23 protein-coding genes are annotated in these 26,041 nt (G+C 71.5%); 14 read left to right on the top strand and 9 right to left on the bottom strand.

The genetic code is table 11. From position 1 onward, the window contains the following. Positions 1-36 precede the first annotated feature (36 nt). The gene (gene map, locus GEV10_10235; protein MQA78837.1) at positions 37-822 is read right to left on the bottom strand and encodes a type I methionyl aminopeptidase; all 786 of its coding nucleotides are present in this window, start codon (positions 820-822) and stop codon (positions 37-39) included. A gap of 53 nt (positions 823-875) precedes the next feature. On the opposite strand from map, the gene GEV10_10230 reads away from it, so the two are divergent. After that, positions 876-1,142, top strand: a complete 267-nt coding sequence (locus tag GEV10_10230) for a helix-turn-helix domain-containing protein (protein ID MQA78836.1) — start codon at positions 876-878, stop codon at positions 1,140-1,142. A 297-nt stretch (positions 1,143-1,439) separates the two neighbouring features. On the opposite strand, the gene GEV10_10225 is transcribed toward GEV10_10230, so the two are convergent. Both GEV10_10225 and GEV10_10220 read right to left on the bottom strand, forming a co-directional pair. Further along, positions 1,440-2,588 carry an acyl-CoA dehydrogenase gene (locus tag GEV10_10225; protein ID MQA78835.1) on the bottom strand — a complete coding sequence of 383 codons (1,149 nt, stop codon included), beginning with the start codon at positions 2,586-2,588 and terminating at the stop codon, positions 1,440-1,442. A 2-nt stretch (positions 2,589-2,590) separates the two neighbouring features. After that, a complete protein-coding gene (locus tag GEV10_10220; GenBank protein MQA78834.1) occupies positions 2,591-3,781 on the bottom strand; it encodes an alcohol dehydrogenase catalytic domain-containing protein in 1,191 nt (396 codons plus the stop codon). Between GEV10_10220 and GEV10_10215 the strand changes: the two genes are divergently transcribed. Beyond that, positions 3,780-5,786 (top strand): 2-oxoisovalerate dehydrogenase, encoded by a 2,007-nt coding sequence (locus tag GEV10_10215; protein ID MQA78833.1) that lies wholly within the window; start codon positions 3,780-3,782, stop codon positions 5,784-5,786. The genes GEV10_10220 and GEV10_10215 overlap by 2 nt on opposite strands. Positions 5,787-5,863: 77 nt before the next feature. Here the strand turns inward: GEV10_10215 and GEV10_10210 are convergent, their stop codons facing one another. After that, positions 5,864-6,526, bottom strand: coding sequence for a TetR family transcriptional regulator (locus tag GEV10_10210; GenBank protein MQA78832.1), 663 nt, complete (start codon positions 6,524-6,526; stop codon positions 5,864-5,866). Positions 6,527-6,593: 67 nt separating this feature from the next. Then, positions 6,594-7,391, bottom strand: coding sequence for an enoyl-CoA hydratase/isomerase family protein (locus GEV10_10205; protein MQA78831.1), 798 nt, complete (start codon positions 7,389-7,391; stop codon positions 6,594-6,596). Between the two features lie 239 nt (positions 7,392-7,630). On the opposite strand from GEV10_10205, the gene GEV10_10200 reads away from it, so the two are divergent. From GEV10_10200 to GEV10_10160, 9 genes are all read left to right on the top strand, one after another. Further along, entirely contained in the window at positions 7,631-7,897 is a 267-nt protein-coding gene (locus GEV10_10200) for a hypothetical protein (GenBank protein ID MQA78830.1), read from the top strand. Positions 7,898-7,917: 20 nt separating this feature from the next. Continuing rightward, the gene (locus GEV10_10195; protein ID MQA78829.1) at positions 7,918-9,942 is read left to right on the top strand and encodes a hydantoinase/oxoprolinase family protein; all 2,025 of its coding nucleotides are present in this window, start codon (positions 7,918-7,920) and stop codon (positions 9,940-9,942) included. Positions 9,943-9,971: 29 nt separating this feature from the next. Next, positions 9,972-11,924, top strand: coding sequence for a hydantoinase B/oxoprolinase family protein (locus GEV10_10190; GenBank protein ID MQA78828.1), 1,953 nt, complete (start codon positions 9,972-9,974; stop codon positions 11,922-11,924). Between the two features lie 17 nt (positions 11,925-11,941). Continuing rightward, positions 11,942-12,340 (top strand): carboxymuconolactone decarboxylase family protein, encoded by a 399-nt coding sequence (locus GEV10_10185; protein MQA78827.1) that lies wholly within the window; start codon positions 11,942-11,944, stop codon positions 12,338-12,340. A gap of 35 nt (positions 12,341-12,375) precedes the next feature. Then, positions 12,376-13,098 (top strand): SDR family oxidoreductase, encoded by a 723-nt coding sequence (locus GEV10_10180; protein ID MQA78826.1) that lies wholly within the window; start codon positions 12,376-12,378, stop codon positions 13,096-13,098. Between the two features lie 5 nt (positions 13,099-13,103). Beyond that, entirely contained in the window at positions 13,104-13,925 is an 822-nt protein-coding gene (locus GEV10_10175; protein ID MQA78825.1) for a glucose 1-dehydrogenase, read from the top strand. A gap of 13 nt (positions 13,926-13,938) precedes the next feature. Next, complete coding sequence (locus GEV10_10170) at positions 13,939-15,468, top strand: long-chain-fatty-acid--CoA ligase (GenBank protein ID MQA78824.1); 1,530 nt, start codon at positions 13,939-13,941, stop codon at positions 15,466-15,468. A 139-nt stretch (positions 15,469-15,607) separates the two neighbouring features. Beyond that, entirely contained in the window at positions 15,608-16,378 is a 771-nt protein-coding gene (locus GEV10_10165; protein MQA78823.1) for a glucose 1-dehydrogenase, read from the top strand. Positions 16,379-16,460: 82 nt separating this feature from the next. Then, a complete protein-coding gene (locus tag GEV10_10160; GenBank protein MQA78822.1) occupies positions 16,461-17,432 on the top strand; it encodes a superoxide dismutase in 972 nt (323 codons plus the stop codon). Positions 17,433-17,447: 15 nt separating this feature from the next. Here GEV10_10160 and GEV10_10155 read toward each other — a convergent pair whose 3' ends face one another. Beyond that, complete coding sequence (locus GEV10_10155; protein MQA78821.1) at positions 17,448-17,909, bottom strand: pyridoxamine 5'-phosphate oxidase family protein; 462 nt, start codon at positions 17,907-17,909, stop codon at positions 17,448-17,450. 108 nt (positions 17,910-18,017) lie between these two features. On the opposite strand from GEV10_10155, the gene GEV10_10150 reads away from it, so the two are divergent. Beyond that, a complete protein-coding gene (locus tag GEV10_10150) occupies positions 18,018-18,767 on the top strand; it encodes a response regulator (GenBank protein MQA78820.1) in 750 nt (249 codons plus the stop codon). A 168-nt stretch (positions 18,768-18,935) separates the two neighbouring features. Here GEV10_10150 and GEV10_10145 read toward each other — a convergent pair whose 3' ends face one another. The 3 genes from GEV10_10145 to GEV10_10135 form a co-directional block, all read right to left on the bottom strand. Beyond that, on the bottom strand, positions 18,936-20,531 hold the full coding sequence (locus tag GEV10_10145) for a GAF domain-containing protein (GenBank protein ID MQA78819.1): 1,596 nt from the start codon (positions 20,529-20,531) through the stop codon (positions 18,936-18,938). 275 nt (positions 20,532-20,806) lie between these two features. Then, the gene (locus GEV10_10140; GenBank protein ID MQA78818.1) at positions 20,807-21,718 is read right to left on the bottom strand and encodes a phosphatase PAP2 family protein; all 912 of its coding nucleotides are present in this window, start codon (positions 21,716-21,718) and stop codon (positions 20,807-20,809) included. 79 nt (positions 21,719-21,797) lie between these two features. Further along, positions 21,798-23,381 (bottom strand): alpha/beta fold hydrolase, encoded by a 1,584-nt coding sequence (locus GEV10_10135; GenBank protein ID MQA78817.1) that lies wholly within the window; start codon positions 23,379-23,381, stop codon positions 21,798-21,800. A 147-nt stretch (positions 23,382-23,528) separates the two neighbouring features. Here GEV10_10135 and GEV10_10130 point away from each other — a divergent pair, with 147 nt between their 5' ends. Both GEV10_10130 and GEV10_10125 read left to right on the top strand, forming a co-directional pair. Further along, complete coding sequence (locus tag GEV10_10130) at positions 23,529-24,713, top strand: AI-2E family transporter (protein MQA78816.1); 1,185 nt, start codon at positions 23,529-23,531, stop codon at positions 24,711-24,713. Beyond that, the gene (locus GEV10_10125; protein MQA78815.1) at positions 24,685-25,866 is read left to right on the top strand and encodes a winged helix DNA-binding domain-containing protein; all 1,182 of its coding nucleotides are present in this window, start codon (positions 24,685-24,687) and stop codon (positions 25,864-25,866) included. The genes GEV10_10130 and GEV10_10125 overlap by 29 nt, the downstream gene beginning before the upstream one ends. Positions 25,867-26,041 lie beyond the last annotated feature (175 nt).

The following is a 26,041-nucleotide window of genomic DNA, read 5'->3' as shown; positions in this document are numbered from 1 at the left end:
GCACCACGACCGGGGACCCCAACAGGGGGTTGGTGGTCAGGCCGGGACGCGGGCCGGCCCTGCCGTGAGGACGCGAGGGCCGTCCTCGGTCACCGCGATGGTGTGCTCGACGTGGGCGGCGCGGCTGCCGTCGCGAGTGCGCAGCGTCCAGCCGTCGTCGTCGATCGCGTACCCGTCGTCGCCGCCGGCGAGGAACCACGGCTCGACGGCGATGACGAGCCCGGGTGCCAGCCGCATGCCGCGACCCGGTGACCCCTCGTTCGGCACGGACGGCGACTCGTGCATCGCCCGTCCGACGCCGTGCCCGCCGAAGTCGACGGAGATGCCGTAGCCGCCCGCGCGTCCCACGGCACCGATCGCGGCCGAGACGTCACTGAGCCGCGCTCCGGCGACCGCCGCGTCGACACCCGCCCATAGGGCCTGCCACGCGCAGTCGACGAGCCTGGCGTCGTCGGCGCGTGGCTCGCCCACGGAGAACGTCACGGCGGCGTCGGCGACCCAGCCGTCGAGGACGGCGCCGCAGTCGACGCCGAGCAGGTCTCCGTCGGCCAGCCGGTACGGGCCGGGGATGCCGTGCAGCGCGGCGTCGTTGACCGAGGCGCAGATGACGCCGGGGAACGGCGTCGACGCGAAGCCCGGCGTATACCCGAGGAACGCCGGAGTCGCCCCGGCGCCGCGGATGACCGAGGCCGCGACCTCGTTGAGCTGGTCGAGGCGTACGCCCACGGCCGCCTGCGTCCGCACCGCGAGGAGCGCCGCCGCGACGACCTCGCCGGCGGCCGCGATCGCGTCGATCTCCCTCGGCGTCTTCAGCTCGACCATGGCCGGACCTCCCGGTGCTGGTGGGATAACAATCCCGGTATTAGTATCACACCATGGTCCGACCACCACTGACGCCCGGCGAGCGCGAGCGCGGTCGCCGCCTCGGCGCCGCACTCCGCACGGCCCGCGGCGACCGAAGCATGGCCGACGTCGCCGCCGTGTCCGGAGTGTCGACGGAGACCCTGCGCAAGATCGAGACCGGTCGCATCGCGACCCCGGCATTCTTCACCGTGGTCGCGCTCGCGAACGCCCTCGCCCTGCCGGTCGACGAGCTCCTCGACCGCACATCGCCGCGAGTTGTCAGTACCAGGCGCGGCTAGAGCGACGCCTGCCACTGAATCGTCAATAGGCTCGCCGCCCGCACCGTTTGATCACGTGCACGTGATCAACGTGGACTTCACCTCGTGCCGGGACGAGGTGAAGTCCACGTCGGTGAGGTGAAGCTCCACCGACGACCCTCGGCGTGCACCCGTGAACGGCACCCTCACCGTGCCGGGGCATGGTGAGGGTGCCGTTCACGGGTTGCGGCCGCGAAGCGACCGACACCACGACCGAGTCCACCCTTGTCACCCGCCCGGTGCCGCCGCACCAGCGGCGATGGATGACTGACAACTCGGTCAGGTGGTGAGGAGGCGGGCGATGACGTTGCGCTGGACCTCGTTGGTGCCTTCGCCGATCTCGAGGATCTTGGCGTCGGCGTAGAAGCGGGAGATCTCCGACTCCCTGACGTAGCCGTAGCCGCCATGGATCTGCACGCTCGCGCTCGCCGCGCGGTTGGCGAGTTCCGACGCGTACAGCTTGGCCATCGCGGCCTCCTTGCTGTACGGGCGACCGCGGTCGGCGAGCCAGGCGGCGCGGTAGACCAGCCAGCGCGCGGCCTCCAGTTCGGTGGCCATGTCGGCGAGCTTGTGCGCGATCGCCTGGAAGCGGCTCAGCGGGCGGCCGAACTGCTCGCGCTGCTGGGAGTAGCGCAGCGCCAGCTCCAGCGACGCGCGGGCGAGTGACAGCGACAGCGCGGCGACGCTGATCCGGCCCGGGTCGAGCACCTGCAGGAACTGCTGCAGGCCCCTGCCCTCGTCGCCGACCAGATGCGAGTCCGCCACCCAGCAGTCGCGGAAGACGAGCTCGCGGGTGTCGAGCGCGTGCCAGCCGATCTTGCGCAGCGGCTGCCCCTTCGAGTACCCGGGCGTGCCCTCCGGCACGAAGAACGCGCCGAACTGCTTCGCCCCCTCGCCGGTCGTGCCGGTCACCGCGAGCACGGTGACGCCGAGGCTCATCGGCGTGCCCGCGTTGCTGATGAACATCTTCGTGCCGTCGAGCACCCAGCCGCCGTCCACCCTGCGCGCCTGCGTACGGATGCCGGCCGCGTCGGACCCCGCCGTCGGCTCGGTCAACCCGAACGCACCGATGTTGCGCCCGGTCGCCAGCGGCACGAGCCACTGCTCCTTCTGCGCCGCCGTGCCGTACGTCGCCAGCGGCAGCGTCGCGATGGTCGAGTGCGCGTTCCACGCCGATGCCACCGACTGGTCGGCGGTGCCGATCTCCTCCATCGCCGCGACGTACGCGACGAGGCCGGCGTTGCTACCGCCGTACTCCTCGTCGACGAGCATGCCCATCAGCCCGACCTCGCCCATCTTCGCGAAGACCTCGCACGGGAAGTACGAACGCTCCGACCAGTCCGCGGCGTGCGGGGCGATCTCCTTCTCGGCGAAGTCGCGACACATCCGCTGCAGCGCCCGCGTCTCCTCCGGCAGGTCGAAGTCCATGGTCAGTCGCCTTTCGGGGTCAACAGCACCTTCAGGTGCCGGCCTGGGTCGGCGGCGAGCTCCGCGAACACGCCTGGTCCGGCCGCGAGCGGGAAGACGGCGGTGACGAACGGGGCGGCGTCGAGTCGGCCGGCCGCCATCAGGGCCAGGACGCGCGGGATGTCGTAGTTGTAGCCGAGCGATCCGACGACGGTCCGCTCGTACATGACGATCGCGCCGAGCGGGACCGTGACCTCCTGCGCGCTGACGCCGGCGAGCACTGCGCGACCGCCGCGGCGTACCGACGTGATCGCCGACGCGGCGGCGTCGGCGCGTCCGGTCGCCTCGACGACGACGTCGGGACCGACGCGGCCGGTACGCAGGAAGACCTCGCGACGCACGTCGGTGACGGTCGGGTCGAACACCTCTGTCGCGCCGAGCTCGCGTGCACACTCCGCACGCGACGCCAACGGCTCGCTGACGAAGAGGCCGGCGGCGCCCGCGAGCCGTGCGGCAAGCAGGACCGCGACGCCGATCGGTCCTGCACCGAGCACGAGCACCTGGTCGCCTGGACCGATCTGCGCGCGCCGCACGGCGTGCACACCCACGGCGAGGGGCTCGGCCGCCGCAGCGTGCTCGTCGGAGACCGCGTCGGGTATCGGCACGAGTCCGTACGCGGGCACGGTGACGCGTTCGGCGAACGCGCCGGGTGAGGCGAGGCCGACGGAGCCGCCCTTCGCACAGATGTGGTAGTCACCGCGCAGGCACCAGAAGCACGAACCGCAGCGCAGGCACGGGTCGACGGCGACGCGGGTGCCGATCTCGACACCGGGCACCGGCCGGCCGAGCGCGACGACGGTGCCGCTCAGCTCGTGCCCGAGCGCGAACGGCGGAACAGCACCGGTCAACGGGTGCGGGTCGGTCCTGATCATGTTCGGGCCCGCGGCGTACTCGTGCACGTCGGTGCCGCAGACCCCGCAGTACGCCACCTCGACCACGGCCTCGCCGGGGCCGGGATCCGCGGGCTCGGGCACGTCGTCGAGACGGAGGTCACCTCTGGCGTGCCAGCGCAGCGCCTGCACGTCCCACCTCCAAACCGTTCCCGGCACCAGCTTATTGTTTTCTAGAACGATCGGTACAAGAATCGTCGTTACGGCTCGGTTGTCAAGAGTCTGTGACCGGAACGACCTCGCGACGGGACGGTGAACGCGCATGACGTCGACCCACGACGTCGACCTGCCGGCACGCACGACGAGCGTCGGCGACGACCTCGGTGCGCTGCGCGAGATGTACCGCAGGATGCGCCTGATCCGCACGTTCGAGGAACGCGCCTCGGTGGCGTACCGCGACAGCGAGATCCCCGGCTTCCTCCACCTGTCCATCGGGCAGGAGGCGTCGGCGGTCGGCGCGTGCTGGCCGCTCGACGCGCGCGACGTCGTCACGTCGACGCACCGTGGACACGGCCACTGCCTCGCCAAGGGGCTCGACCCGGCCGGGATGTTCGCGGAGCTGATGGGCAGGCAGACGGGCACCTGCGCGGGTCGCGGCGGCTCGATGCACATCGCCGACCCCCGGTCCGGCGTCTTCGGCGCGAACGGGATCGTCGCGGCCGGGCTGCCGATCGCAACCGGCGCCGGAACCGCGGCGCAGCTGCGCGGCGAGGGCGGCGTCGTGGTCGCGTTCTTCGGCGACGGAGCGGTGGCGCAGGGCATGTTCCACGAGGCCGTCAACCTCGCCGCCGTGTGGCGACTGCCGGTGCTCTTCTGCTGCGAGAACAACGGGTACGCGGAGTTCTCACCGAGCAGCGCCCAGCACCGCGCTCCACTCGCCGACCGTGCCCTCGGCTACGGCGTGGAGTTCCACCGGGTCGACGGCAACGACGTCGTCGCCGTCGCCGACCTCGTGGGCGGGCTCGTCGGCCGGCTGCGCGACGGCGCGGGGCCGATCATGCTGGAGGCGGAGACCTACCGGTGGCACGGCCACTACGAGGGCGACCCCCAGCGCTACCGCGAGTCCGACGAGCTGGCGTCGTGGCAGGAACGCGACCCCCTCACGATGCTGGCCGGCCGGATGCGCGCGTACGGGGCCACGCCGGCGGACGTGGCCGCGATCGACGCCGAGGTGACCGGGCTCGTCGACGACGACATCGAGGCCGCGCGGCGCGCACCCGAGCCCGCGGCGGAGACCCTGCACCACCACGTGATCACGCCGCGCGAGCCCGTGCCGGAGCCACCGGACGCGACGGGCGAGACGTTCAAGACGACGGCCGCGGTCCGCACCGCGCTCGAGCACGAGCTCGCGGCGGACGACTCGGTGTTCCTCGCGGGCATCGACGTGGGTGAGGGTGGCAACGTGTTCGGGCTGACCAGAGGGTTGGCCGAACGCTTCCCCGGCCGCGTCCGCGACACCCCGATCTCCGAGAACGCGATCATCGGCACCGCCGTCGGCGCCGCACTCGCGGGCATGCGTCCCGTCGTCGAGCTGATGTACTTCGACTTCATCGGCGTCTGCTTCGACCAGCTGCTCAACCAGGCGGCGAAGCTGCGCTTCATGACCGGCGGCGGCGCGAGCCTGCCGCTCGTCGTCCGCACCCAGTTCGGCGCGGGACGCTCCTCGGGCAGCCAGCACTCGCAGAGCCTGGAAGCGGTCCTCGCGCACATCCCCGGCCTCACCGTCGTCATGCCGTCGACGCCGGCGGACACCTACGGCCTGCTGCGCGCCGCCATCCGCGACCCGAACCCGGTGGTCTTCGTCGAGAACCGCCTGCTCTACGGCCACCAGGGTCCCGCACCGCCCGCCGACCACCTGGTGCCGCTGGGGAAGGCGAAGGTGCGCCGCGAGGGCACCGACGTGACGCTGGTGTCGTACTCCAGGCTCGTCCACGAATGCCTGGCGAGCGCGGAGACGCTGGCGGCCGAGGGCGTCAGCGTCGAGGTGATCGACCTGCGCACCATCGTCCCGCTGGACCGGGAGACGGTGCTCCGCTCGCTGGCGAAGACCAACCGCCTGGTCATCGCCCACGAGGCCGTCACCGACTTCGGCGTCGGGGCCGAGCTGGCCGCCGTCGCGGCGTACGACGGCTTCTGGACCCTCGACGCCCCCGTCCGCCGGGTCGGCGCCGCTGCCACCCCCGCCCCCTACGCCCCGAGCCTCGAACGCGCCTGGCTCCCGGACCGGCACACGATCACCACAGCCGTCCGCGAGGTCGCGGCGACCTGAGCGGTGAGACGGCGGGGCGCCGGCGCTGAGCCCGTGAGGGGCACCCCCACCGCGTCATGGCACGGTGGGGGTGCCCCTCACGGGTTGGGTACAGCGGCGCGGAAGCGGTCGACGCGGTCCTCCAGGTCGGCGAGGTCGTAGTCGTCGGTACGGAAGCCGGCGAAGAGGGTGGCGCAGTACTGGCGCGACAGGAAGGCGGCGTCCCACGGGCCGTTCGGGCGCAACCACTGGTAGGTGTGGTTGTGCATGTTGAGGAACTGCAGCACCGTGAGCCGCGGGTCCATCCGGCGGAACGCGCCGGCGTCCATCGCCTCGACGAGCAGGCCCGTGACGAGCTGCTCGAACTGGCGACGCTGGCGGAGCAGGCGACCGCGGCTGTCGCCGGTCACCTGGCGGTAGTCGTGCTCGTAGACCCAGATGTGGTCGAGGCGGCGGAAGATGTTGTCGAGCAGCACCTCCGACACCAGCCGCAGCCGCAGCACCGGGTCCTCGTCGAGCGTGGCGAGCGGGCGCGCGGCTTGCAACAGCGGCGTCAGCACCCGTGACTGGATCTCGACGAGGAGGTTCTCCTTGGAGCCGATGTAGTAGTAGAGCGCGCCCTTCGCGAGGCCGGCGGCCGTACCGATCTCGGCGATGCCGGTAGCGGCGTAACCCTTCCTGGCGAAGAGAACCGCGGCGACGTCGATGATCTCCTGTCGCTTCACCTCGTAGCCGGGGCCGTGTCCTGGCGGTCGTGGCATGGAGCTCCTCGCGGTCAGGACGTCGACGCGCCCGGTGGACCACACCGTATTCCTGCACGGTCAGCGGTTACATGGAACCCCGATCCTTCGGTGCGCCGAAGCGGGCACGTCCGGGACCGTCCGAGAGGAACGACGCCACGCCCGTGCGCATGTCCGCGGTGGCGAAGAGACCGGCGATCGACGCGCGCTCGAGCGCCAGCCCCGTCTCCAGCGGGCCGTCACCGCCACGGTCGACGGCCTCCTTGATCGCCTGCAGCGCGAACCGCGGGCCCACCGCGAGCCGCGAGGCGTACGCGAGGGCGGCCGCGTACACCTCGGCGGACGGCACCACCTCGTCGACCAGGCCGAGCCGCAGTGCCTCGGCGGCCGGGATGCGGCGACCGGTCATCAGGATCTGCTTGGCCCGCGCGGGACCCACGAGCCTGGTCAGCCGTTGCGTGCCACCGGATCCTGGCATGATGCCGAGCCGCACCTCGGGCTGCCCGAGCACCGCGTCGTCCGCCGCCACGCGGTAATCGGCGGTGAGCGCGAGCTCCATCCCGCCGCCGAGAGCGTGGCCCGTGACGGCCGCGACGACGGGCACCGGCAGGTCGGCGAACGCACCGATGGCGCGCTGGATCGCGCGGTTCCAGCCGTACATCTCCTCGTAGCCCATCGCGGCGAGCTCACGGATGTCCGCGCCGGCGGCGAACGTCCGCTCGCCGCCGTAGAGCACCACTGCGCGGACGTCCGCGTCGTCGGCGAGCGAGACCGCCGTAGCGGCCAGCTCCCGCCGCATGGCGGTGTCGAACGTGTTGAGCGGCGGATGGTCGAGCCGGACGGTACGCACGCCGCCGTTCACCACGAGTTGCACCCGAGTGCCCATCTCGCACCTTCCCTCACGGTCTTGTCACACCGCTGTCGGAGTCCTACAGTGCTGCCATCAGAGTTTCATAGACCGATTGGTACACGAAACGTCTCCGCGAGACAACGACGTCGGGAGGTCTTGGTGAGCGCAGGAGCTGAGAAACGAGCCGCAGGTAGGGGCCGCGACGCCGAGAGCAGCGCGGCGACGGTCCCCGCGGCACCTGCCGGAGGCGAGCGACGAAGCGGGCGCGTGGGCCGATGAGCGACGACACGGGAACCGTGGTGCGAGGCCCCTCGGTCGAGCGCGAAGAAGTGACGGAAGCGGAGTTGCGGGAGCTCGGCGTCGACCTGAGCCGCGACTTTCCCGGATCCACGGCGGCGGACTTCCGTCGCTACCCGGTGCTGACCGAGGGCGGCTGGTTCATGGTCGTCAAGCACCAGCAGACGCTGCGCTCGGTCAGTCGCGAGCCATGGCACCTCCTCGGTCCCATCACCCTCCTCTCCGACGGACTCTCCGTCGACTGACTCCCAGAAAGGACAGGTCCATGATCGGAGTAGACGTAGGCGGGACGTTCACTGACGTGGTCTCGGTCTCCGGCGGGAAGATCACGACGGTGAAGGTCGCCACGGACGTCCGCGAGACCGAGCGCGGCGTGCTGCGCGGGGCCGAGGAGATCGGCGTCGCCGACTCCGCGGTCTTCAACCACGCGAGCACCCACGGCCTCAACGCGATCATCACCAGGCGACTGCCGAAGGTCGCCTTCCTCACCACGCTCGGCCACCGCGACATCCTCGACATCGGGCGCACCTGGCGCCCACTCGAGGCACTGACCGACCCGAACTGGCGACGCCCGTTCGGCGACGCTGCCCGGCCGCTCGTCCGCCGCTACCTGCGCCGTGGCATCAGGGAGCGCCTCACCGCCGACGGCGGGGTGCTGATCCCGCTGGACGAGGACCAGGCCCGCGAGCAGCTCGCGGTGCTGCGCCGGTGCGATGTCGAGGGCGTCGCGATCTGCCTGATCAACGCGTATCTCAACCGGCACCACGAGGAGCGGCTGCGCCAGCTCGTCCGCGAGGAGCTCGGCGACGTCCCGGTCTCCATCTCCAGCGAGGTCTCCCCGCTCGCCAAGGAGTACGCCCGCGCGTCGACGACCGTGGTCGACGTGTTCATGAAGCTGATCTACGACGACTACACCACGCGGCTCGACGAGGGGCTGCGTGGGCTCGGCTTCGACGGCGACCTCAACTTCGCCGACTGCGCGGCCCATCTGGTGCGGGCCGACGTCGCGATGCAGTACCCGTTCAAGGTCGTGTTCGCCGGTCCCGCGGCGGGCACGGTGGCGAGCGCGCACTTCGGCAGCCTGCTCGGCGTCGGCAACCTGCTGTGCGCCGACGTCGGCGGCACGTCGTGCGACATGAGCCTGGTGACCGGTGGTGAGCCGTTCGTGAACACGACGTTCGAGCTCGAGCACGACCTCGTCGTCAACGCGCTGTCCAACGAGGTCGACAGCATCGGCGCCGGCGGCGGCAGTCTCGTGACGATCACCCCGACCGGCGAGCTCCAGGTCGGTCCCGGCAGCGCGGGCGCCGACCCGGGACCCGCGTGCTACGGGCTCGGCGGCACCGAGCCGACGCTCACCGACGCCTGCCTGCTGATGGGCGTCATCGACGCGGACGGGTTCGCGGGCGGCCGGATGAAGCTCGACGCCGAGCTCTCCCGCACCGCGTTCGAGGGCCTCGACAGCCCGCTCACGTACGAGGAACGGGTGAGCTACGCCTTCAGGATCGGCCTGAACAACATCGCCGAGGGCGTCGTCAACATCGCGATCATGCACGGCATCGACCCCCGCGACTACAGCCTCGTCGCCTACGGCGCCGCCGGGCCGATGCTGCTGCCCGCGGCGCTCGACCTCGTGCATGCCAAGGAGGTCATCGTCCCGCCGCACCCCGGCCTGTTCTCCGCGCTCGGCCTGGTCAGCTCCGACCTCGTGTACGCCGACAGCAGGAGCGCGTACACGATGCTCACGCCCGAGGCGGCGACGTCGATCGACAAGGTCTACCGGCAGATGGAGGAGCAGTTGCGCCAGCGCCTCGCCGGCGGCGACGAGGAGGTCACCTTCGTCCGCAGCTTCGATGGACGCCTCGCCGGCCAGACCTGGGAGACGCCGTTCATCGGCGTGCCCGACGGCGAGATCGACGCCGACGCGGTGAGCACGATGACCGCCAACTTCCACGACGCGTACGAGAAGCGCTCGGGCAACAGGTTCGAGATGCTGCCGGTCCAGGGCGTCACCTACCGGGTCGACGCGGTCGTGACGGCCGACAAGGTCGAGTACCCGACGGTGCCCGAGCGCGACGGCGGTGCGCCGACGCCTACCCGCACCCTCCAGCTCCGCCACCTCGGCGACGGAACGATCGAGGCCCGGGAGTACCAGCGCGACGACCTTCGCCGTGGCGACGAGATCGAGGGGCCCGCGATCATCAGGGAACCCCTGTCGACCACCTTCCTGCTGGCGGGTCAGCGCGCACGCGTGGGCACGTACGGCGAGCTGCGCATCACCAGGATCTGACGACCCGAGGACGAAGGGCATCGACGACGATGACTAACACCGACGACGGGCGCCTCCAGCTCAAGGAGATGACCGACGACCAGTTCACCGACGCGTACGGCGCCGACCGCTTCACCGCCTCGGTGCTGTCGAGCCGGATGCGCTACATCGTCCAGCACATGTGCACCGACCTGCTCAACAACGCGTTCTCCATGATCCTGCGCGACTGGTACGACTTCGCCGCCACGATCACGGGACCGCGGGAGCACAACTACCCGATGGGCGCGGTCAGCAACAGCCTCGTGCTGTTCCTCGGCACGATGGCCGAAGCCGTGCGCAACACCGTCGAGGAGTACGGGCCCGACGAGGTACGCGAGGGCGACGTGATCATCGCCAACGACCCGTATCGCACCGGCAACCACGTCAACGACATCTGCTTCATCCGCCCGGTCTTCCACGAGGGCCGCCCGGTGACCTACGTGACGCTGCGCGCGCACCAGCTCGACATGGGCGGCATCGTGCCCGCGGGCTTCAGTGCCACCAAGCGCAACGTGTACGAGAACGGTCTCGTCATCGCGCCGATGCTGCTCTACCGCGACGACAAGCCCATCCAGTCGTCGTTCAACCTCATCTTCGACAACGCGCGGATGGCGGCGCTGCTGCTGCCCGACATCAAGACGATCTACCAGAACCTCCTGCTCGGTGAGCGGCTGATCAAGGAGAGCATCGAGAGGTACGGCATCGACGCGTTCCTCGGCGCGATCAGGTACAGCTGCGACGTCTCGGCCGAGTCGATGCAGGACGCCATCGAGCAGCTCCCCGACGGCGTCTACGAGGCCGAGGAGGGCATCGACTGTGACGGCATCGACGACAGCGTCGAGTACCGGTTGAAACTGTCGCTGCGCAAGGCCGGCGGCAACATCGAGGTCGACTTCAGCGGCACCTCGCCGCAGGCGCGGACGAGCATCAACTGCGGGATCCTCGACACCAAGACCGCCGTCGGCGTCGCGCTGAAGTTCCTCATCGATCCGAAGACGCGGTTCACGTCGGGCTCGTACCGGCCGATCGACGTCGTCATCCCGCCGGGCACGTTCATCAGCGCGACACCACCCGACGGCGCGGTCTTCCTGTACTGGGAGAGCTCGATGCCCGTCCTGCTCGCGATCTTCCGCGCGCTGGAGAAGGCGCTGGGCGCGAACGCGATCGGCGGCGACTACGGCTCGCTCAGCATCCACAACGCCCACGGCGTCATGGAGGACGGCACACCGTGGGTGACCACGGCGCAGTGCGGCGGCGAGCACGGGCCGTGGGGCGCGACACGTCTCGCGGACGGCGACAGCTACACGGCGATCTCGCTGGCGAACAACCTCGACCCCGCGACGGAGGCGGTCGAGTCCGACGTGCCCGGCGTGGTGCTGCGGAAGGAGTACGCCATCGACACCGCCGGTGCGGGCGCCAACCGCGGCGGGGCCGCCGTCCTGAAGGACACCATGTACCTGCGCGACGCCGAGCACTGGTCGAGCCCCCTGCACACCAAGCGCAGCAGCGGGGTCGGCGTGTACGGCGGCGGGGACGGCGCGAACGGCGCGGTGTGGTTCTTCGAGAAGGACGCGTTCGACGTCACCGAGCGGCGGGACCTGATCGGACTCGACCGCGATGTCTACCGATCGGCCGTCCCCATCGCCGGCGTCCTCGACCCGCAGACCAACGCGGTCGACCCGGAGAACGGCGAGTACTTCTACTTCGCCTCCACGTCGGTCTGGCAGACCAGGCCGGGCGCGGTGTTCCGCTACGTCACCAACGGTGGCGGCGGCTGGGGCGACCCGTTCACCCGCGACCCGGAGCGCGTACGCGACGACGTCAGGGACGAGTACGTCAGCATCGAGGGCGCGTACCGTCAGTACGGCGTGGTGATCCAGGGCGATCCGGCGACGGACCCCGAGGGCCTCGTCGTCGACCATGAGGCGACTGCCGCCCGCCGAGCCGACCGTACGGGCGCCTGAGCGAACGGAGGACCGTCATGGCCGAAGCGCAGCTCACCGACAGGCAGCGCGAGCTGAGAGAGAAGTTCATCGAGGAACGTGGTTACTGGAGCCACATCTGGGACGGCCTGCTGCAGCTCGACCCCGACTTCTTCGAGTCGTACCTGAACTTCTCGGCGGTGCCGTGGCGCACGGGCGTGCTCGAGCCGAAGGTCAAGGAACTGATCTACACCGCCATCGACGCTTCCACGACGCATCTGTACGAGCCGGGGTTGCGGGTGCACATCCGCAACGCGCTGAAGTACGGGGCGACGAAGGAGGAGGTCATGGAGGTGCTCGAGCTGACCAGCGTGCTCGGCATCCACAGCTGCACCCTCGGCGTCCCTGTCCTCATGGAGGAGCTCGCCGCCCGCGAGAAGGCGGACGAGACGTCGTGACGCCTGGAGTCCTGCACCCCGAGGGACCCGGCTCGCTGCGCGGCGACCGCGCGGTCGTCACCGGCAGCGCACGTGGCATCGGCCGCCACGTCGCGGTCGAGCTCGCGCGCGCCGGTGCGACCGTGACGGTCCTCGACGTGCTCGACACCACGGACACGGTCGAGCTGGTCACGGCCGAGGGCGGGTCGGCGACCGGCGGGCGGGTCGACGTCACCGACCGCGCCGCCGTCACGGCAGCCGTCGCCGGAGCGGGCGGAGACGACGCGGACCTCGACATCCTCGTCACGGCCGCCGGCGTCTACGGCGACTCGCCGACGCTCGACGAGCTCACCGAGGCAGAGCTGGACACGGTGCTCTCGGTCAACCTCGCCGGCACGCTGTGGTGCGTGCAGGCGGCGCTGCCGCTGCTGCGCGCCGGCGACGGCGGCCGGGTGGTGTGCATCGGCTCGGTCGCCGGCAAGATCGGCGGCGTGCTGGCCGGCCCGCACTACGCGGCGAGCAAGGGCGGTGTCCACGCCGTCGTCAGGTGGCTGGCCAGGACGCAGGCCGCGGCCGGCGTCACCGCCAACGGGATCGCGCCTGGCGCCGTCGACACCGACATGATCACCGGCCGCGGCTACGAGCCCGACTACTGCCCGCTCGGCCGGCTGGCCACGCCGCAGGAGATCGCCGGGGTGGCGGCGTTCCTCGCCTCGCCCGCGGCGAGCTACATGACAGGAACAGTGATCGACGTCAACGGCGGCTACTTCATGGGGTGACAACGATGCCTTCGAACGAGTTCACCGGACGCTGTGCGGTGGTGACGGGAGCAGGTTCCGGCATCGGGCGCGCGTGCGCGCTGCGTCTGGCCGGCGCCGGAGCGGCGGTGACGCTGCTCGACGCTGACGGCGCGTCCGCGGCGAAGACCCGCGGCGCGATCGAGGAGGCCGGCGGCACGGCCCTCGATCTGACCGCCGACGTCACCGACGAGGCCCAGGTGACACGGGCGGTGGCCGAGGCGACCGACCGGATCGGACCGCCCCGGGTGCTGGTCAACGCCGCGGGCATCGTCGTCCGCAAGGCGTTGCTCGAGACGACACTCGACGAGTGGCGCCGGGTCGTCGACGTCAACCTCACCGGCTACTTCGTCCTGCTGAAGCGGGTCGTCCCCGCCATGGCGGCTGCCGGCGGCGGCGCGATCGTGCAGGTGGCGTCGATCGCCGGTCACGTCGGGTACGGCTTCCCCTCGTACACCGCGGCCAAGGGCGGTGTCCTGGCGATCACCAGGCAGCTCGCCGCCGAACTCGCGCCGCAGCGCATCAGGATCAACTCGGTCAGCCCGGGCGTCGTCCACACCGGACTCAACCGCGACACCCTTGCCACCGAGGAGATCAGGTCGGCCACCGTCGCCGCGACCCCGTGGGGCCGGATCGGCGAGCCCGACGACATCGCCGCCGCCGTCGCCTACCTCGCGAGTCCGGCGGCCGACTACGTGACGGGCACCGACCTGGTCGTCGACGGCGGCATGACGAGCGCCATCCACCTCGGTCGCGGCGGGGACGCGCTGCACAGCTTCCATGCCAGGACATCCGACGGCACGCACTGATCCGGGGGACGCCGTGTACAACCTCGCGACGATGCTCGACCACAACCTCGGCCGCTACCCGGACGCGATCGCGCTGCGCCAGGACGGCCGGCTCGTCACCAACCGCGAGCTGCACGCGCGGGTCTGCTCACTCGCCGCAGCCCTGCGCGAGAGAGGTGTCGGACGCGGGGACGTCGTCGCGATCTTGGCGTACAACCACATCGAGTTCCTCGAGACGGTGTTCGCGGTGAACCGGCTCGGCGCCGCGTTCCTCCCGCTCAACTACCGGCTCGCGCCGCCGGAGTGGCAGTACATCCTCGACCACGGCCGGGCGGTCGCGATCGTCACCGAGGACGCATTCCGGTCCGACATCGACCTCGTCACGCCCGCACTTCCCGCGCTGCGGCACAGGATCCTGCTGGGCGAGGACGCGCCGTCCGGCTGGACGGCGTACGAGGGCGTCGTCGCCGCGCACCCCGACGCGTTCGTCCCCGCCGAGCCGGTCGGCGAGCACGACCTGCAGCGGCTGATGTACACCTCGGGCACGACATCGCGTCCCAAGGGTGTCTGCGTCAGCCACGGCAACGTGCTGTGGAAGAACTTCGGCCACCTCGTGGAGTTCGGCATCACCTCCACCGACGTCACCCTCGTCTGCGGCCCGCTGTACCACGTCGGCGGGCTCGACCTGCCGGGCATCGCCACCCTGCAGGCCGGCGGCACGCTCGTGATCCAGCGCAAGTTCGAGGCGCGCGGTGCGCTGGAGCTGATCACGGCGGAACGTCCCACGAACGTCTGGCTGGCGCCGGCGATGATGAACGCGATCCTGCACGTGCCCGACCTCGCGGACTTCGACACCTCGTCGATCAGGTTCGTCATCGGCGGCGGCGAGAAGATGCCTGAGCCCCTCGTCGAACGGATCATCCGCGCCTTCCCGAACGCCTGGTTCTCCGACGCGTACGGCCTCACCGAGACCGTCTCCGGTGACACGTTCAACGATCCGGAGCACGTGCTCTCGAAGGTGGGATCGGTGGGCCGTCCCGTCATCCACCTGGAGGTGCGCGTGGTCGACGACGACGGCCACGAGCTGCCGCCGGGACAGCTCGGCGAGATCACGCTGCGCGGGCCGAAGGTGTTCTCCGGCTACTGGCGCGACGAGGCCGCCACGGCCGCGGCGTTGCGCGGCGGCTGGTTCCACACCGGCGACGTCGGTCGGCTTGACGACGACGGCTACCTCTACGTCGAGGACCGCAAGAAGGACATGATCGTCTCCGGCGGCGAGAACATCGCCACCCCCGAGGTCGAGCGCGTGCTTTACGAGCACGACGACGTCGTCGAGGCCGCCGTCGTCGGCATGCCGCACGCGCGGTGGGGCGAGGTGCCGCAGGCGTTCGTGGTACTGCGCGACGGAGCGCTCGCCGACGCCGCCGTGCTCCGCGAGTTCTGCACGGCGCGGCTGGCGAGGTTCAAGGCGCCGGCCGCGTTCACGTTCGTGGAGAAGCTTCCGCGCACGCCGACCGGCAAGGTGCTCAAGCGGGAGCTGCGGACACGTGAGCGCAGGAGCTGAGGAACGAGCCGCAGGTAGGGGCCGCGACGCCGAGAGCAGCACGGCGCCGGTCCCCGCGGCACCTGCCGGAGGCGAGCGACGAAGCGGGCGCGCGGGCGTACCGTACGGTGGACGCCGACGCCGAGGAGGTCGGCCAGCCGTGACGAGCATCCCGAGCGACTTCGACCTGACCGGCAAGGTCGCGTGGGTCACCGGGGCCGGCAAGGGTCTCGGCCGTGCGATGGCGACCGCCCTGGCCACGGCCGGTGCGACGATCGCCGTCACCTCGCGTACGGTCGCCGACCTCGAGTCGCTCGCGAAGGAGCTCGCCGCGGACGACCACGAGGTGCTCACGCTCCCCGGCTCGGTCGCCGACGCGGCCACCGTCGACGGCGCCGCCGACCGCGTGGTCGAGGCGTACGGCCGTCTCGACGTCCTCGTCAACTGCGCGGGCATCAGCCCGACGTTCACGCGCACCGAACAGGTCACCGACGACGAGTGGTCCGACGTGCTCGACGTCAACCTCGACGGCGCCTTCTACTGCTGCCGCGCCGCCGGGCGGCTGATGCTCCCCACCGGCGGCGGCAGCATCGTCAACATCACCTCGGTGCACGGCACAGCGGGGTTCCCCAGGATCGCCGCGTACGCCGCGAGCAAGGGCGCGCTCGAGGCCCTCACCCGCGTGCTGGCCGTCGAGTGGGCCGACCGCGGCGTCCGCGTCAACGCGCTCGCGCCCGGCTACTTCGACACCGACCTGTCGTCCGGCCTCGTGGCGAGCAGGTGGGGCGAGCGGATCCTGGGCGAGATCCCGCAGGGCAGGATCGGCACCCCCGCGGAGCTCGGCGGCGCGGTGGTCTACCTGGCGAGCGACGCGTCCCGCTACGTCACGGGCACGACACTGCGTGTCGACGGCGGCTGGATCGCCCACTGAGCGCGTCACCTCCCGCCTCGGCTGAACCGGCAGGCGCCGTTCTCCGTACCTTGAGGTGAACCCGCTCTTCGAGGAGACACTCATGCGGACGAAGAGACTGTTCAGCGCCGTCGTCGCCGGCCTCGCGCTGGCGACCGTACCTGTCGGGTCGGTGGGGGCGTCGACCCTCGACGACGGGGATCGTGAACGGACCGCGCACGGGCGGACGTTCCCCGCCACGTTCCCGCTCCCCGACGGCTTCCAGCCCGAGGGCATCGCGATCGGCCCGGGCCCCGTCGCCTACTTCGGCTCCCGCGCCGACGGCTCCGTCTACCGCGCCAGCCTCGTCACCGGCCGCGGCACGGTGATCGCCGACGGTCCCGGCACGCCGTCGCTCGGCATGAAGACCGACCCCCGCGGCCGCCTCTTCGTGGCCGGCGGCTCCGGCGGTGACGCCCGGGTGATCGACGGCCGCAGCGGGCGGCTGCTGGCGAGCTACCGGCTCGCGACCGGAGCGAGCTTCGTCAACGACGTGGTGCTCACCCGTGACGCCGCGTGGTTCACCGACTCGACCAACCCGGTCCTGTACCGGCTCCCTCTCGGCCGCCACGGTCGGCTGCCGCGTCCCGCCGAGGTCGACCGCCTCCCGCTGTCCGGTGACATCGCGTACGCGCCCGACGTGGTCAACGCCAACGGCATCGTCACCACCCCGGACGGACGCGGGCTGCTGATCGTCCAGTCCAACACCGGCCTGCTGTTCCGGGTCGACCCGAGGACCGGCCGGACGAGGGCGGTGGACCTCGGCGGCGAGTCGCTGCTCATGGGCGACGGGCTCCTCCGCCACGGACACACCCTGTACGCGGTGCAGAACCGCGCCAACCAGATCGCCGTGCTTCGCCTGGACCACCACGGCACCACTGCTCGGGTCGACCGCCGCGTCACCGACCCGCGCTTCGACGTCCCGACGACGGTGGCCTCGTTCGGCGGCCGCCTCTACCTGCCCAACGCGCGCTTCACCACCCCACCGGAACCGACGACCCCGTACGACGTGGTCGCCGTCCCCCGCCCCCACTGAGGGAGCAGGCCCGGGTCAGGAGGGCTCCGCCGCGGGGCCGGTGCCGTCGGTGCACGGCGCGGTCTCCGGTGCCTCGATGCTCTCGATGCGGTGACCGTTCAGCAGCTCGATCTCGATCCTGAGGTACGTGCTCTGCGCCGCGGGAGCCCAGGCGGGCAGCGGCAGGGCTGATATCTCCGCGCGTTCCGCCGGGTCGGTCACCGCGATCGCGCGTCCCACGGCGGTGACGCTCCAGCCGCGCCGGCCGGCGTCGTCGAACTCGTCGGCCTCGAACGCGACCACGGTGTCGGTGGCCGCGGCGAGCCTGCGTTCGGGACCGGTGCGGATCATCAGGTCGCCACCGCGCACGACGAACGTCACGGGCAGCACCGCGGGCAGGGCACGATCGGTGTAGACGATGCGACCGATCCTGACAGTGTCGAGCAGACGCAAGCATTCCGCGGGCTCAAGGCACAGGAGCCCGGGCGAATCCTGCATATCTGCCCCCTTGGTGACCGTTGCCGACCACGCTGGCGTGCTGGATCGCACCTGCCCAGGGGCGAAGGTCCCCGCTCAGCGTGTCGTCTGCCAAGCAGTCGCCCGGCGATCGGTGTCAGGCGCACGAGACGTTGGTCCCTGGCCCGGTCGGACGCCCGCCGGTACGGTTGCGGTGTGCAGGAAGCCCCCATCCGCGTCTACCTGCTCGACGACCACGAGGTCGTGCGGCAGGGCATCCGCGCCATGCTCTCCGACCAGCCCGACATCGAGGTGGTCGGCGAAGCCGGCACGGCGGCGGAGGCGATCGCCGGCGCGGTGGCCACCCGCCCGCACGTCGCGATCCTCGACGTGCGGCTGCCCGACGGCGACGGCGTGACCGTCTGCCGCGAGCTCCGCAACCAGGCGCCGAGCCTCGTGTGCCTCATGCTCACCTCGTTCGCCGACGACGAGGCGCTGCTCCAGGCGGTGCTCGCCGGCGCAGCCGGCTACCTGCTGAAGGAGGTGCGGGGCACCGGCATCGTCGACGCCGTCCGCACGGTCGCCGGCGGGCGGTCGCTCCTCGACCCCACCGCTACGGCACGGCTGCTCGACCGGCTGCGAGCCGACGCCGCGCACCGTGACCCGCTCGAGCGGCTCACCAAGCAGGAGCGCCAGGTGCTCGAGCTGATCGGCGAGGGACTCACCAACCGCGCCATCGGACACCGGCTCTTCCTCGCCGAGAAGACCGTGAAGAACTACATCTCGAGCATCTTCACCAAGCTCGGGCTCCAGCGCAGGACCCAGGCCGCGATCTTGGCGACGCGGCTGCGGATCGACCGGGGCCCCGGAGCCGGGGACCAAGGTCCCCCCGAGAAATGACCTAGTGCTCTCTGCGTCGCCGGTCCGGGTGACGTCCAATTGACGCAAGGCCGATCGTCTTGGGGGCGTCAAGCGGCCTGTAGTAGCGGGGACACGGGGGTGCTGGGTGGTTGCCGGTCCTCTCCGGCAACCACCCAGCAACGTGTTCGGGTGAGGAACGGGGCGCCGTCAGTGTGCCGCGACCGGGGCGCGCCAGCGCAGCACGGTGCCCGGTGGCTCTGCGACCGCGGTGAACGACCCCTCGAGCATGCGGGCGCGTGCCTCGAGGTTCGTGAGACCACTGCGCCTGCCCTCAGGCGCCAGCCCGACGCCGTCGTCGCGGATCTCCAGCCGCACATCCTTGTCGACCACGACGTGCACCGAGGCCGAGCCTGCGCGCGCGTGCTTCGCGACGTTGGCCAGAGCCTCGCGCAGCACGGCGAGCAGGTGCTGGCTCACGTCGTCGGGGACCATCGTGTCGACGAGCCCGTCGAACCGCACCGAGGGCTCGAAGCCGAGCGCCGGGGTCGACTCCGCCACTACGTCGAGGATGCGGGAACGCAGCCGTCGCTCGGTCGTCGCGGGGTTCTGCAGGGCGAAGATCGTCGACCTGATCTCGCGGATCGTGTGGTCGATGTCGTCGACCGCTCTGCCCAGCCGCTCGGCGGCGGTCACCGGGTCGACGCCGACGAGCCTGCTCGCGCTCTCGATCCCCATGCCGGTCGCGAACAGCCGCTGGATCACCAGGTCGTGCAGGTTGCGCGCGATCCGGTCGCGGTCCTCGTACACCGACAGCATCTCGGCGTCGCGGCGGCGTTCGAACAGCTCGATGGCGACCGCCGCCTGCTCGGCGAACGCGTTCAGCGTCTCCAGCACCAGTGGCGAGAACGGGACGCCGGGCCGGTTGTACGTCACGAGAACCCCACGGGTCTGGCCGGTCTCCCCGAGTGGCACCACCAGGCGCGGGCCGATGGTGACGATCTCGGCCAGCCGCCGGACGGGTGCCGAGTCGTACGTGCCCCACGACTCGGGCACGCCGGACTCGTACACGGCGCCGGCGCGGCCGTCGTCCATCGATACCGTGATGCCGGTCAGCAGCGGCGCGTCCTCGCCCGCCGCCGCGACGATCCGCAGCGTGGAGTCGCGATCCGCGGGCAGCAGCACGTTGGCCTGCACGGCGTCCGCGAGCTCCCGCGCGCGCTCCGCCACCAGCTCGAGCACCTCGACCGTGTTGGTGCCGGACAGCAGCGCCGACACGACCTCGGACGAGGCGATCCGCCATCTCTCGCCGAGCTGCGCGGCCTCGTACAGCCGCGCGTTCTCGACGGCGATGCCCGCCGCGGCGGCCAGCGCCTCGAGGATGCTCTCGTCGGCCTCGTCGAACTCGCGGTCGCCCCGCTTCTCCGTGAGGTAGAGGTTGCCGAACACCGTGCCCCTGACCCTGATGGGTACGCCCAGGAAGGTGCGCATCGGGGGATGGTTCTCGGGGAACCCGTACGAGTCGGGGTGCTCGGCGAGGTCGCCGAGCCGCAGCGGATGCGGATGCTTGATCAGGACGCCCAGGATGCCCAGGCCCGACGGCAGGTGGCCGATGCCGTCCGCCTCCGCGCGCTCGACACCGCGGTACCTGAACTCGGTCAGCCTCTCGCCGGTGTCGTCGAGCACGCCGAGTGCGCCGTAGCGGGCGTCGACGAGCTCGACCGCCGCGGTCACGATGCGGTCGAGGACGTCCCTGAGGTCGAGGTTGCTGCCGACCGACACGACGGCCTCGAGCAGCTGGTGCATCCGGTCGCGGGCGGAGACGACAGCGTCGATCTGGTCCTGGAGCTGGCGCAGCAACTCGTCCAGGTGGAGCCGGGGGTGCAGGGTCCGGCCGGCTCTCGGCGCCTCGGCCTCACTCAAGTTCGCCTCCGAGCGTGACCAGAATGTGTCCCATGTGAGTGTCGCACCAACTCGCCCTAGGTCAAGCAGTTGACGACGCAATCATTGGAACTGGTCACAACAGGCCAGCGAAGTCGTTGGAGGAAATGACTGCCGACACGGCGAAGCGTGGGCGCCCGTCAGCCGGCGACCCGGTCGCGGCGCGCCTGGGTCTTCGCCGCTGGGCGGGCAGGTTCCGGCGCCAGCCAGGGCGCGAACGCGAGCACCCCGGCCATCACCACGGCGCACGCCCCGGCGATCCCCGCGGCGCCGCCGGCGTACGCGACGAAGTGCTCGGTACGGCCGAGGTCGCCGGGACCGGTCAGCCAGGTCAGGGCGAGACAGCCGGCGCCGGCGGCGAGCAGCAGCACCCCGACCACGGCGAGGAGCGGGACGACGCGACCGGCGGAGTCGCGTGCGGTGCGGCGCGGCACCTTCTTCGCGACGGCGAACGCCCCGACGAGCGCCGCCCACAGTCCCACGACGCAGCAGGCGGCCACGACGTCGCTCGGCCGGTGCCAGCGCGCGGCGAGCGTGCCGACACCGGTGACGGCGGCGTACCCGGTCGCCAGCACGGCCACGAGGCCACGGACCCTGGACGGCACGACGAGGACGAAGGCGACGGCGACGGACATCGCGACCGTCGTGTGCCCGCTCGGCATCGTGTTGCTGGCGCTGCCGACCACGTCACCGGGGTACAGGTCGACCAGATCGGGACGGTCGAGCACGAACCGTTTGAGCACCTGGGTCGTGACGTTGGCGCCGACGACCAGGATCGCGGTCGCGGCCGCCAGCACGAACCGCCGGCGCACCAGCGCGACGACGCCGATCAGCACGATGCCGGCGATCACTGTGGCGACCGAGACGACGTCGAGCACGCCGTAGACGAGGTCGTCGATGTGCCGGAAGCCGATGCTCGCACCGGCGAGCGACATCGCGTCGGCGTACTGGCCTCGGACCCTGGTGACGAAGACCCAGTGCAGCGCGACGAGCGCGGTCGCCTGCACGACCGCCGCGAACAGGAGGGTGAACACCCGCCGAGACCGTTGCACACCCCGACAGTAGACGACGACCGGGAGCGCGCGGGGCCTACTCCGGCCTGGTGGCCTCACGGGTCCGGCTGTGGCGTGCTCAGGTCGCGGGGCCGTCGAGCGGACCGAGGTCCTGGTCGCAGCGGGCGCCGGGCGCGGGGAGCGCGCCGGTCAGCAGGTACTCGGCCTGGGCCGCCTGCGCGCACCTGCTGTCCTGCGAGCAGTGCCCGAACCCGTCGACGGTCAGCAGCCGCGCGTTGCCGAGCTGCCGCTCCATCCGCTGCGCCATGCTGTACGGAGTCGCGGGGTCGTGCGTCTGGCCGACGATGAGGATCGGGGTGGCCGTCGTGGTGTTCCAGGGGCCGGTGTAGCGGTCGCGGACGTCAGGCCAGAAGCCGCACGTGGCCTCGCTGAAGGCCTCCCCCGTGCCGAACGTCGGCGCTGTCAGCTCGTACGACGTGGCGATGCGCGGGTACTCCGCGCGGTTGCGGGGCATCCGAGTGTCGGCGCAGTTGACGGCGAAGAAGCTGTCGCTGCCGTTGTAGCCGTACGCGTCGCCCGGCGTCGTGCGCGTGCCCGGAACCTGGTCGAGCCTCGGGTCGACGTCCGTGATCGACGGCAGCCGCAGAGTGCGCGTGCTCTCCGCCCGCGCCTGCGCGCCGAAGACGATGCCGTACATCTCCTCGAGCCCGGCCGCTGCCTCGGCCAGGTCGGCCCGGCTGTAGAGGACGCCGCCGACGGCGTTCGTCATGGTCGAGATCGTGATCCACTCGCCCGAGCCCGCCTGGACCGGGCCCTTGCGCAGCTCGTCGCGCAGCCGGGCGAACTTCTGCGCGGGGGTGAGGTCGCCCGCGGCGAACGCGCACGTCGGTGCACCCAGCTCGGCGCACGCTGCGAGGAACCCGTCGAGCGCGATCTCGAAGCCCTCGGCCCGCGCCCGCTTGTTCTCCACCCGCTGGCTGACACGTGCGGCCGGGTCGACCGGGCCGTCGAGGATGAACCGCCCCACCCGCTGCGAGAAGACGTTCGCGTAGACCGCACCGAGCATGGTGCCGTACGAGTAGCCGGCGTAGTTGAGCTTCTCGTCGCCGACCGCCTGGCGCAGCAGGTCGAGGTCACGGGCGACGTCGAGGGTGCTCATCTGCTGCAGCAGCTCGAGCTGGTTGTCGCGGCACGTGGTGGCCTCCTCGACCGCGGCGTCGAGCGAACGGTCCTGCTCCTCCTTCGACAGCGGGACGTCCTGCACCCCGCCCCAGGCCGACTCGTACGCCGCGTCGTCGGCGAAGCACTGGATCGGGTTGCTCGGGCCGACCCCGCGCGGCGCGAACGAGACGATGTCGTACCGCTCGGCCACCCGCGGACCGAGCCGCCTGGCGACGTCGGCGGAGAACGTGAGTCCGGCGGCGCCCGGTCCACCGGCGTTGACGAGGATGCTGCCGAGCTTCGCGCCCGAACCGGTCGCCAGATGCCGCTCGACCGCGAGGGTGATCCTGTCGCCCGCCGGCCTGGCGTGGTCGAGGGGCACCTGGAGGGTGCCGCACTCCAGCGTGTCCGCGTAGTCGCACGGGCCGGTCCAGTCGATCTCCGGTGCCGCCTGGGCGTGCACTCCGTGCGCCGGGACCGCCGGCACGACGACCGCCGCCACCAGCAGCGCGCCTGCCGCACCCACTCTGATCCGGCTCACTCGACGTCTCCCGTCCGCGTGCCGACACGCGGTCCCCCCGCGCCGTCCGGAGGATTGTCGCAACACGTCGCGAGGTGCCGGTCCCCGCCCTGCGCGAACGGCTACCTTCTAGTCGAATCGGTCGGCACCCGCACCCGAGGGGGACCCATGAGGCTGTTCGGACGGCGCGCGAGGCGTCTTCCTCCACCAGCGGCACCCGCACCGCCGCCCGAGCCGCCCGAGCCGCCGGCACGAGCGCCCTGGGCACTGCGTGTGATGAGCGACTGGGCCTGGCGGCTGATCGTCGTCATCGCGTTCGTCGGTGTCGTGATGTGGCTTCTTTACCACGTCAAGGTCGTCGCGATCGCGTTCGTCATCGGACTGCTCGTCACGGCGCTGCTGTACCCGTTCGTCGCCGCGCTCAACCGCCACGGCGTCCCGCGCCTGCTGTCGACGACGATCGTCTTCGTGCTCGGCCTCGCGGTGCTCGCCGGCCTCGGCGTCTTCGTCGGCACCCAGGTGAACAGCAACGCCGCCGCGCTCACCCAGCAGGTCAAGGACGTCGTCGAGCAGACCGAGACCTGGCTCGCCGAGGGCCCCCTTCGAATCGACGCCGACCAGGTGAACCAGCTGACCTCGCAGCTCGGCGACGCGATCAACGAGAACCGCAACCGCATCGCGACCGGCGCGGTCGCCGGCCTCGGCACGACCGTCGAGCTCGTCGGTGGCATCGCGCTCGCCGCGTTCTGCACGTTCTTCCTGCTGCTCGACGGCAACGGCATGTGGAGCTGGTTCACCAAGCGGCTCCCGAGCGCGTCGCGCGCACGGATGAACGAGGCGGGCGAGGTCGCATGGCGCACCATCGGGCACTATGTGCGCGGCACCATCGTCATCGCGCTCACCGACGCCGTCGCCGTCACCGTCACCCTCCTGGTGGCCGGGGTGCCTCTCGCCGTCCCCGTCGGCGTGCTGGTGTTCCTCGGTGCGTTCGTGCCGCTCCTCGGTCTCGCGATCACGGGAACCCTCGCCGTCGGGCTGACACTGGTGTCGCAGGGCCCGATCGTTGCAGTGATCGTGCTGGGGGTGATCCTCCTCGCCGTCCAGGCCGAGGGACACGTGCTCCAGCCGATCGTGATGAGCCGCGCCGTGCGCGTCCACCCGCTCGCCGTCCTGCTGTCGGTCACCGCGGGCAGCCTCATCGCGGGCATCTTCGGGGCCGTGATCGCGGTGCCGCTCGTCGCCGTGGTCAACAACATGATCACGGCCAAGATCATCGACTTCCACATGCCGGAGCGACCGCGCCTGCGACGACGAAGGGCGACCGATGCGGGTGATCGACCGGTCCGAGCGTAGGGCCAGGCTGGGGCTCCGGCACCGGCTCGCTCCCGGACGGGCGGGCACGACGGCGGCCGACGCCGCCACGGCGGTGCTCGCCCTGCACGCGACGGATCCCGCGTCGGTCTACCTGTCGGCGGCGGCGCGGCTCGACGGCGCCACGGTCGCGTCGATCGAGCACGCACTCTACGACGAACGCTCCGTCGTCCGGATGCTCGGTATGCGGCGCACGGTCTTCGTCGTGCCCGCTCCGCTCGTGCCCGTGGTCCAGGCGGCGTGCACGCGCACGGTGGCGCGCAGGGAGCGCACCAAGCTGCTCACGTTCGTGACGCAGTCGGGGTTCACCACCCGCCCGGAGAGGTGGCTCGCCGGCGTCGAGCGCGCCACCGTGGAAGCGCTCGCCGCCAGGGGCGAGGCGACGGCCGCCGCGCTCTCGTCCGACGTCCCGGAGCTCGCACGCAGGATCGTCGTCGGCCAGGGCAGGTGGCAGGGCGAGGTCAACGCGTCGACGCGGGTGCTCTTCCTGCTCGCCGCCGACGGCCGCATCGTGCGCGGCCGGCCCCGGGGGTCGTGGCTGAGCACCCAGTACCACTGGGCGCCGGCGGAGTCGTGGCTCCCCGGCGGCATCCCCGACCTCGCCACCGACACCGCGCAGGCCGAGCTCGCGCGCCAGTGGTTGCACGCCTACGGTCCCGCGCCGGCCGACGACCTCAAGTGGTGGGCCGGCTGGACCGTGGCAGAGACGAAGCGGGCCCTCGCCGCCGCCGGCACCGTCGAGGTCGAGAGCGCGGACGGCACGGGCCACCTCCTCGCGGACGACCTCGAGCCCGTCGATGCGCCGGACCCATGGATCGCGTTGCTCCCCGCACTCGACCCCACCGGCATGGGATGGACCCGGCGAGACTGGTTCCTCGGCCCGCACCGCGCGGCGCTCTTCGACAGAGCGGGCAACATCGGCCCCACGATCTGGTGTGACGGCAGGATCGTCGGCGGGTGGGCCCACCGCGCCGACGGCGTGGTCGCGACCCGGCTCCTCGAGGACGTCGGCACCGAGGCCGGGACCGCGGTGGAGGCCGCGGCCGCGCGGCTCGCCGACTGGATGGGCGACGTCCGCCCCACGCCGCGCTTCCGCACCCCGCTCGAACGCGAGCTGGCTGGACATCACAGCTAGCTCCACCTCACCAACGTGGACTTCACCTCGTCCCTGCACGAGGTGAAGTCCACGTTGATCACGTTAACCTCGATTGTTCACGTGGGGTGGTGGTGTGGCCGTGGTGGGGTGTTGTGGGGTGTGGTTGAGGTGTTTGCGGGGTGGGGGGTAGGGCGGTGGCCCGGTTGTCGCCTGG

The organism is Streptosporangiales bacterium, assembly GCA_009379955.1.
GTDB lineage: Bacteria > Actinomycetota > Actinomycetes > Streptosporangiales > WHST01 > WHST01.
This window is presented reverse-complemented; position numbering and strand designations above follow the sequence as displayed.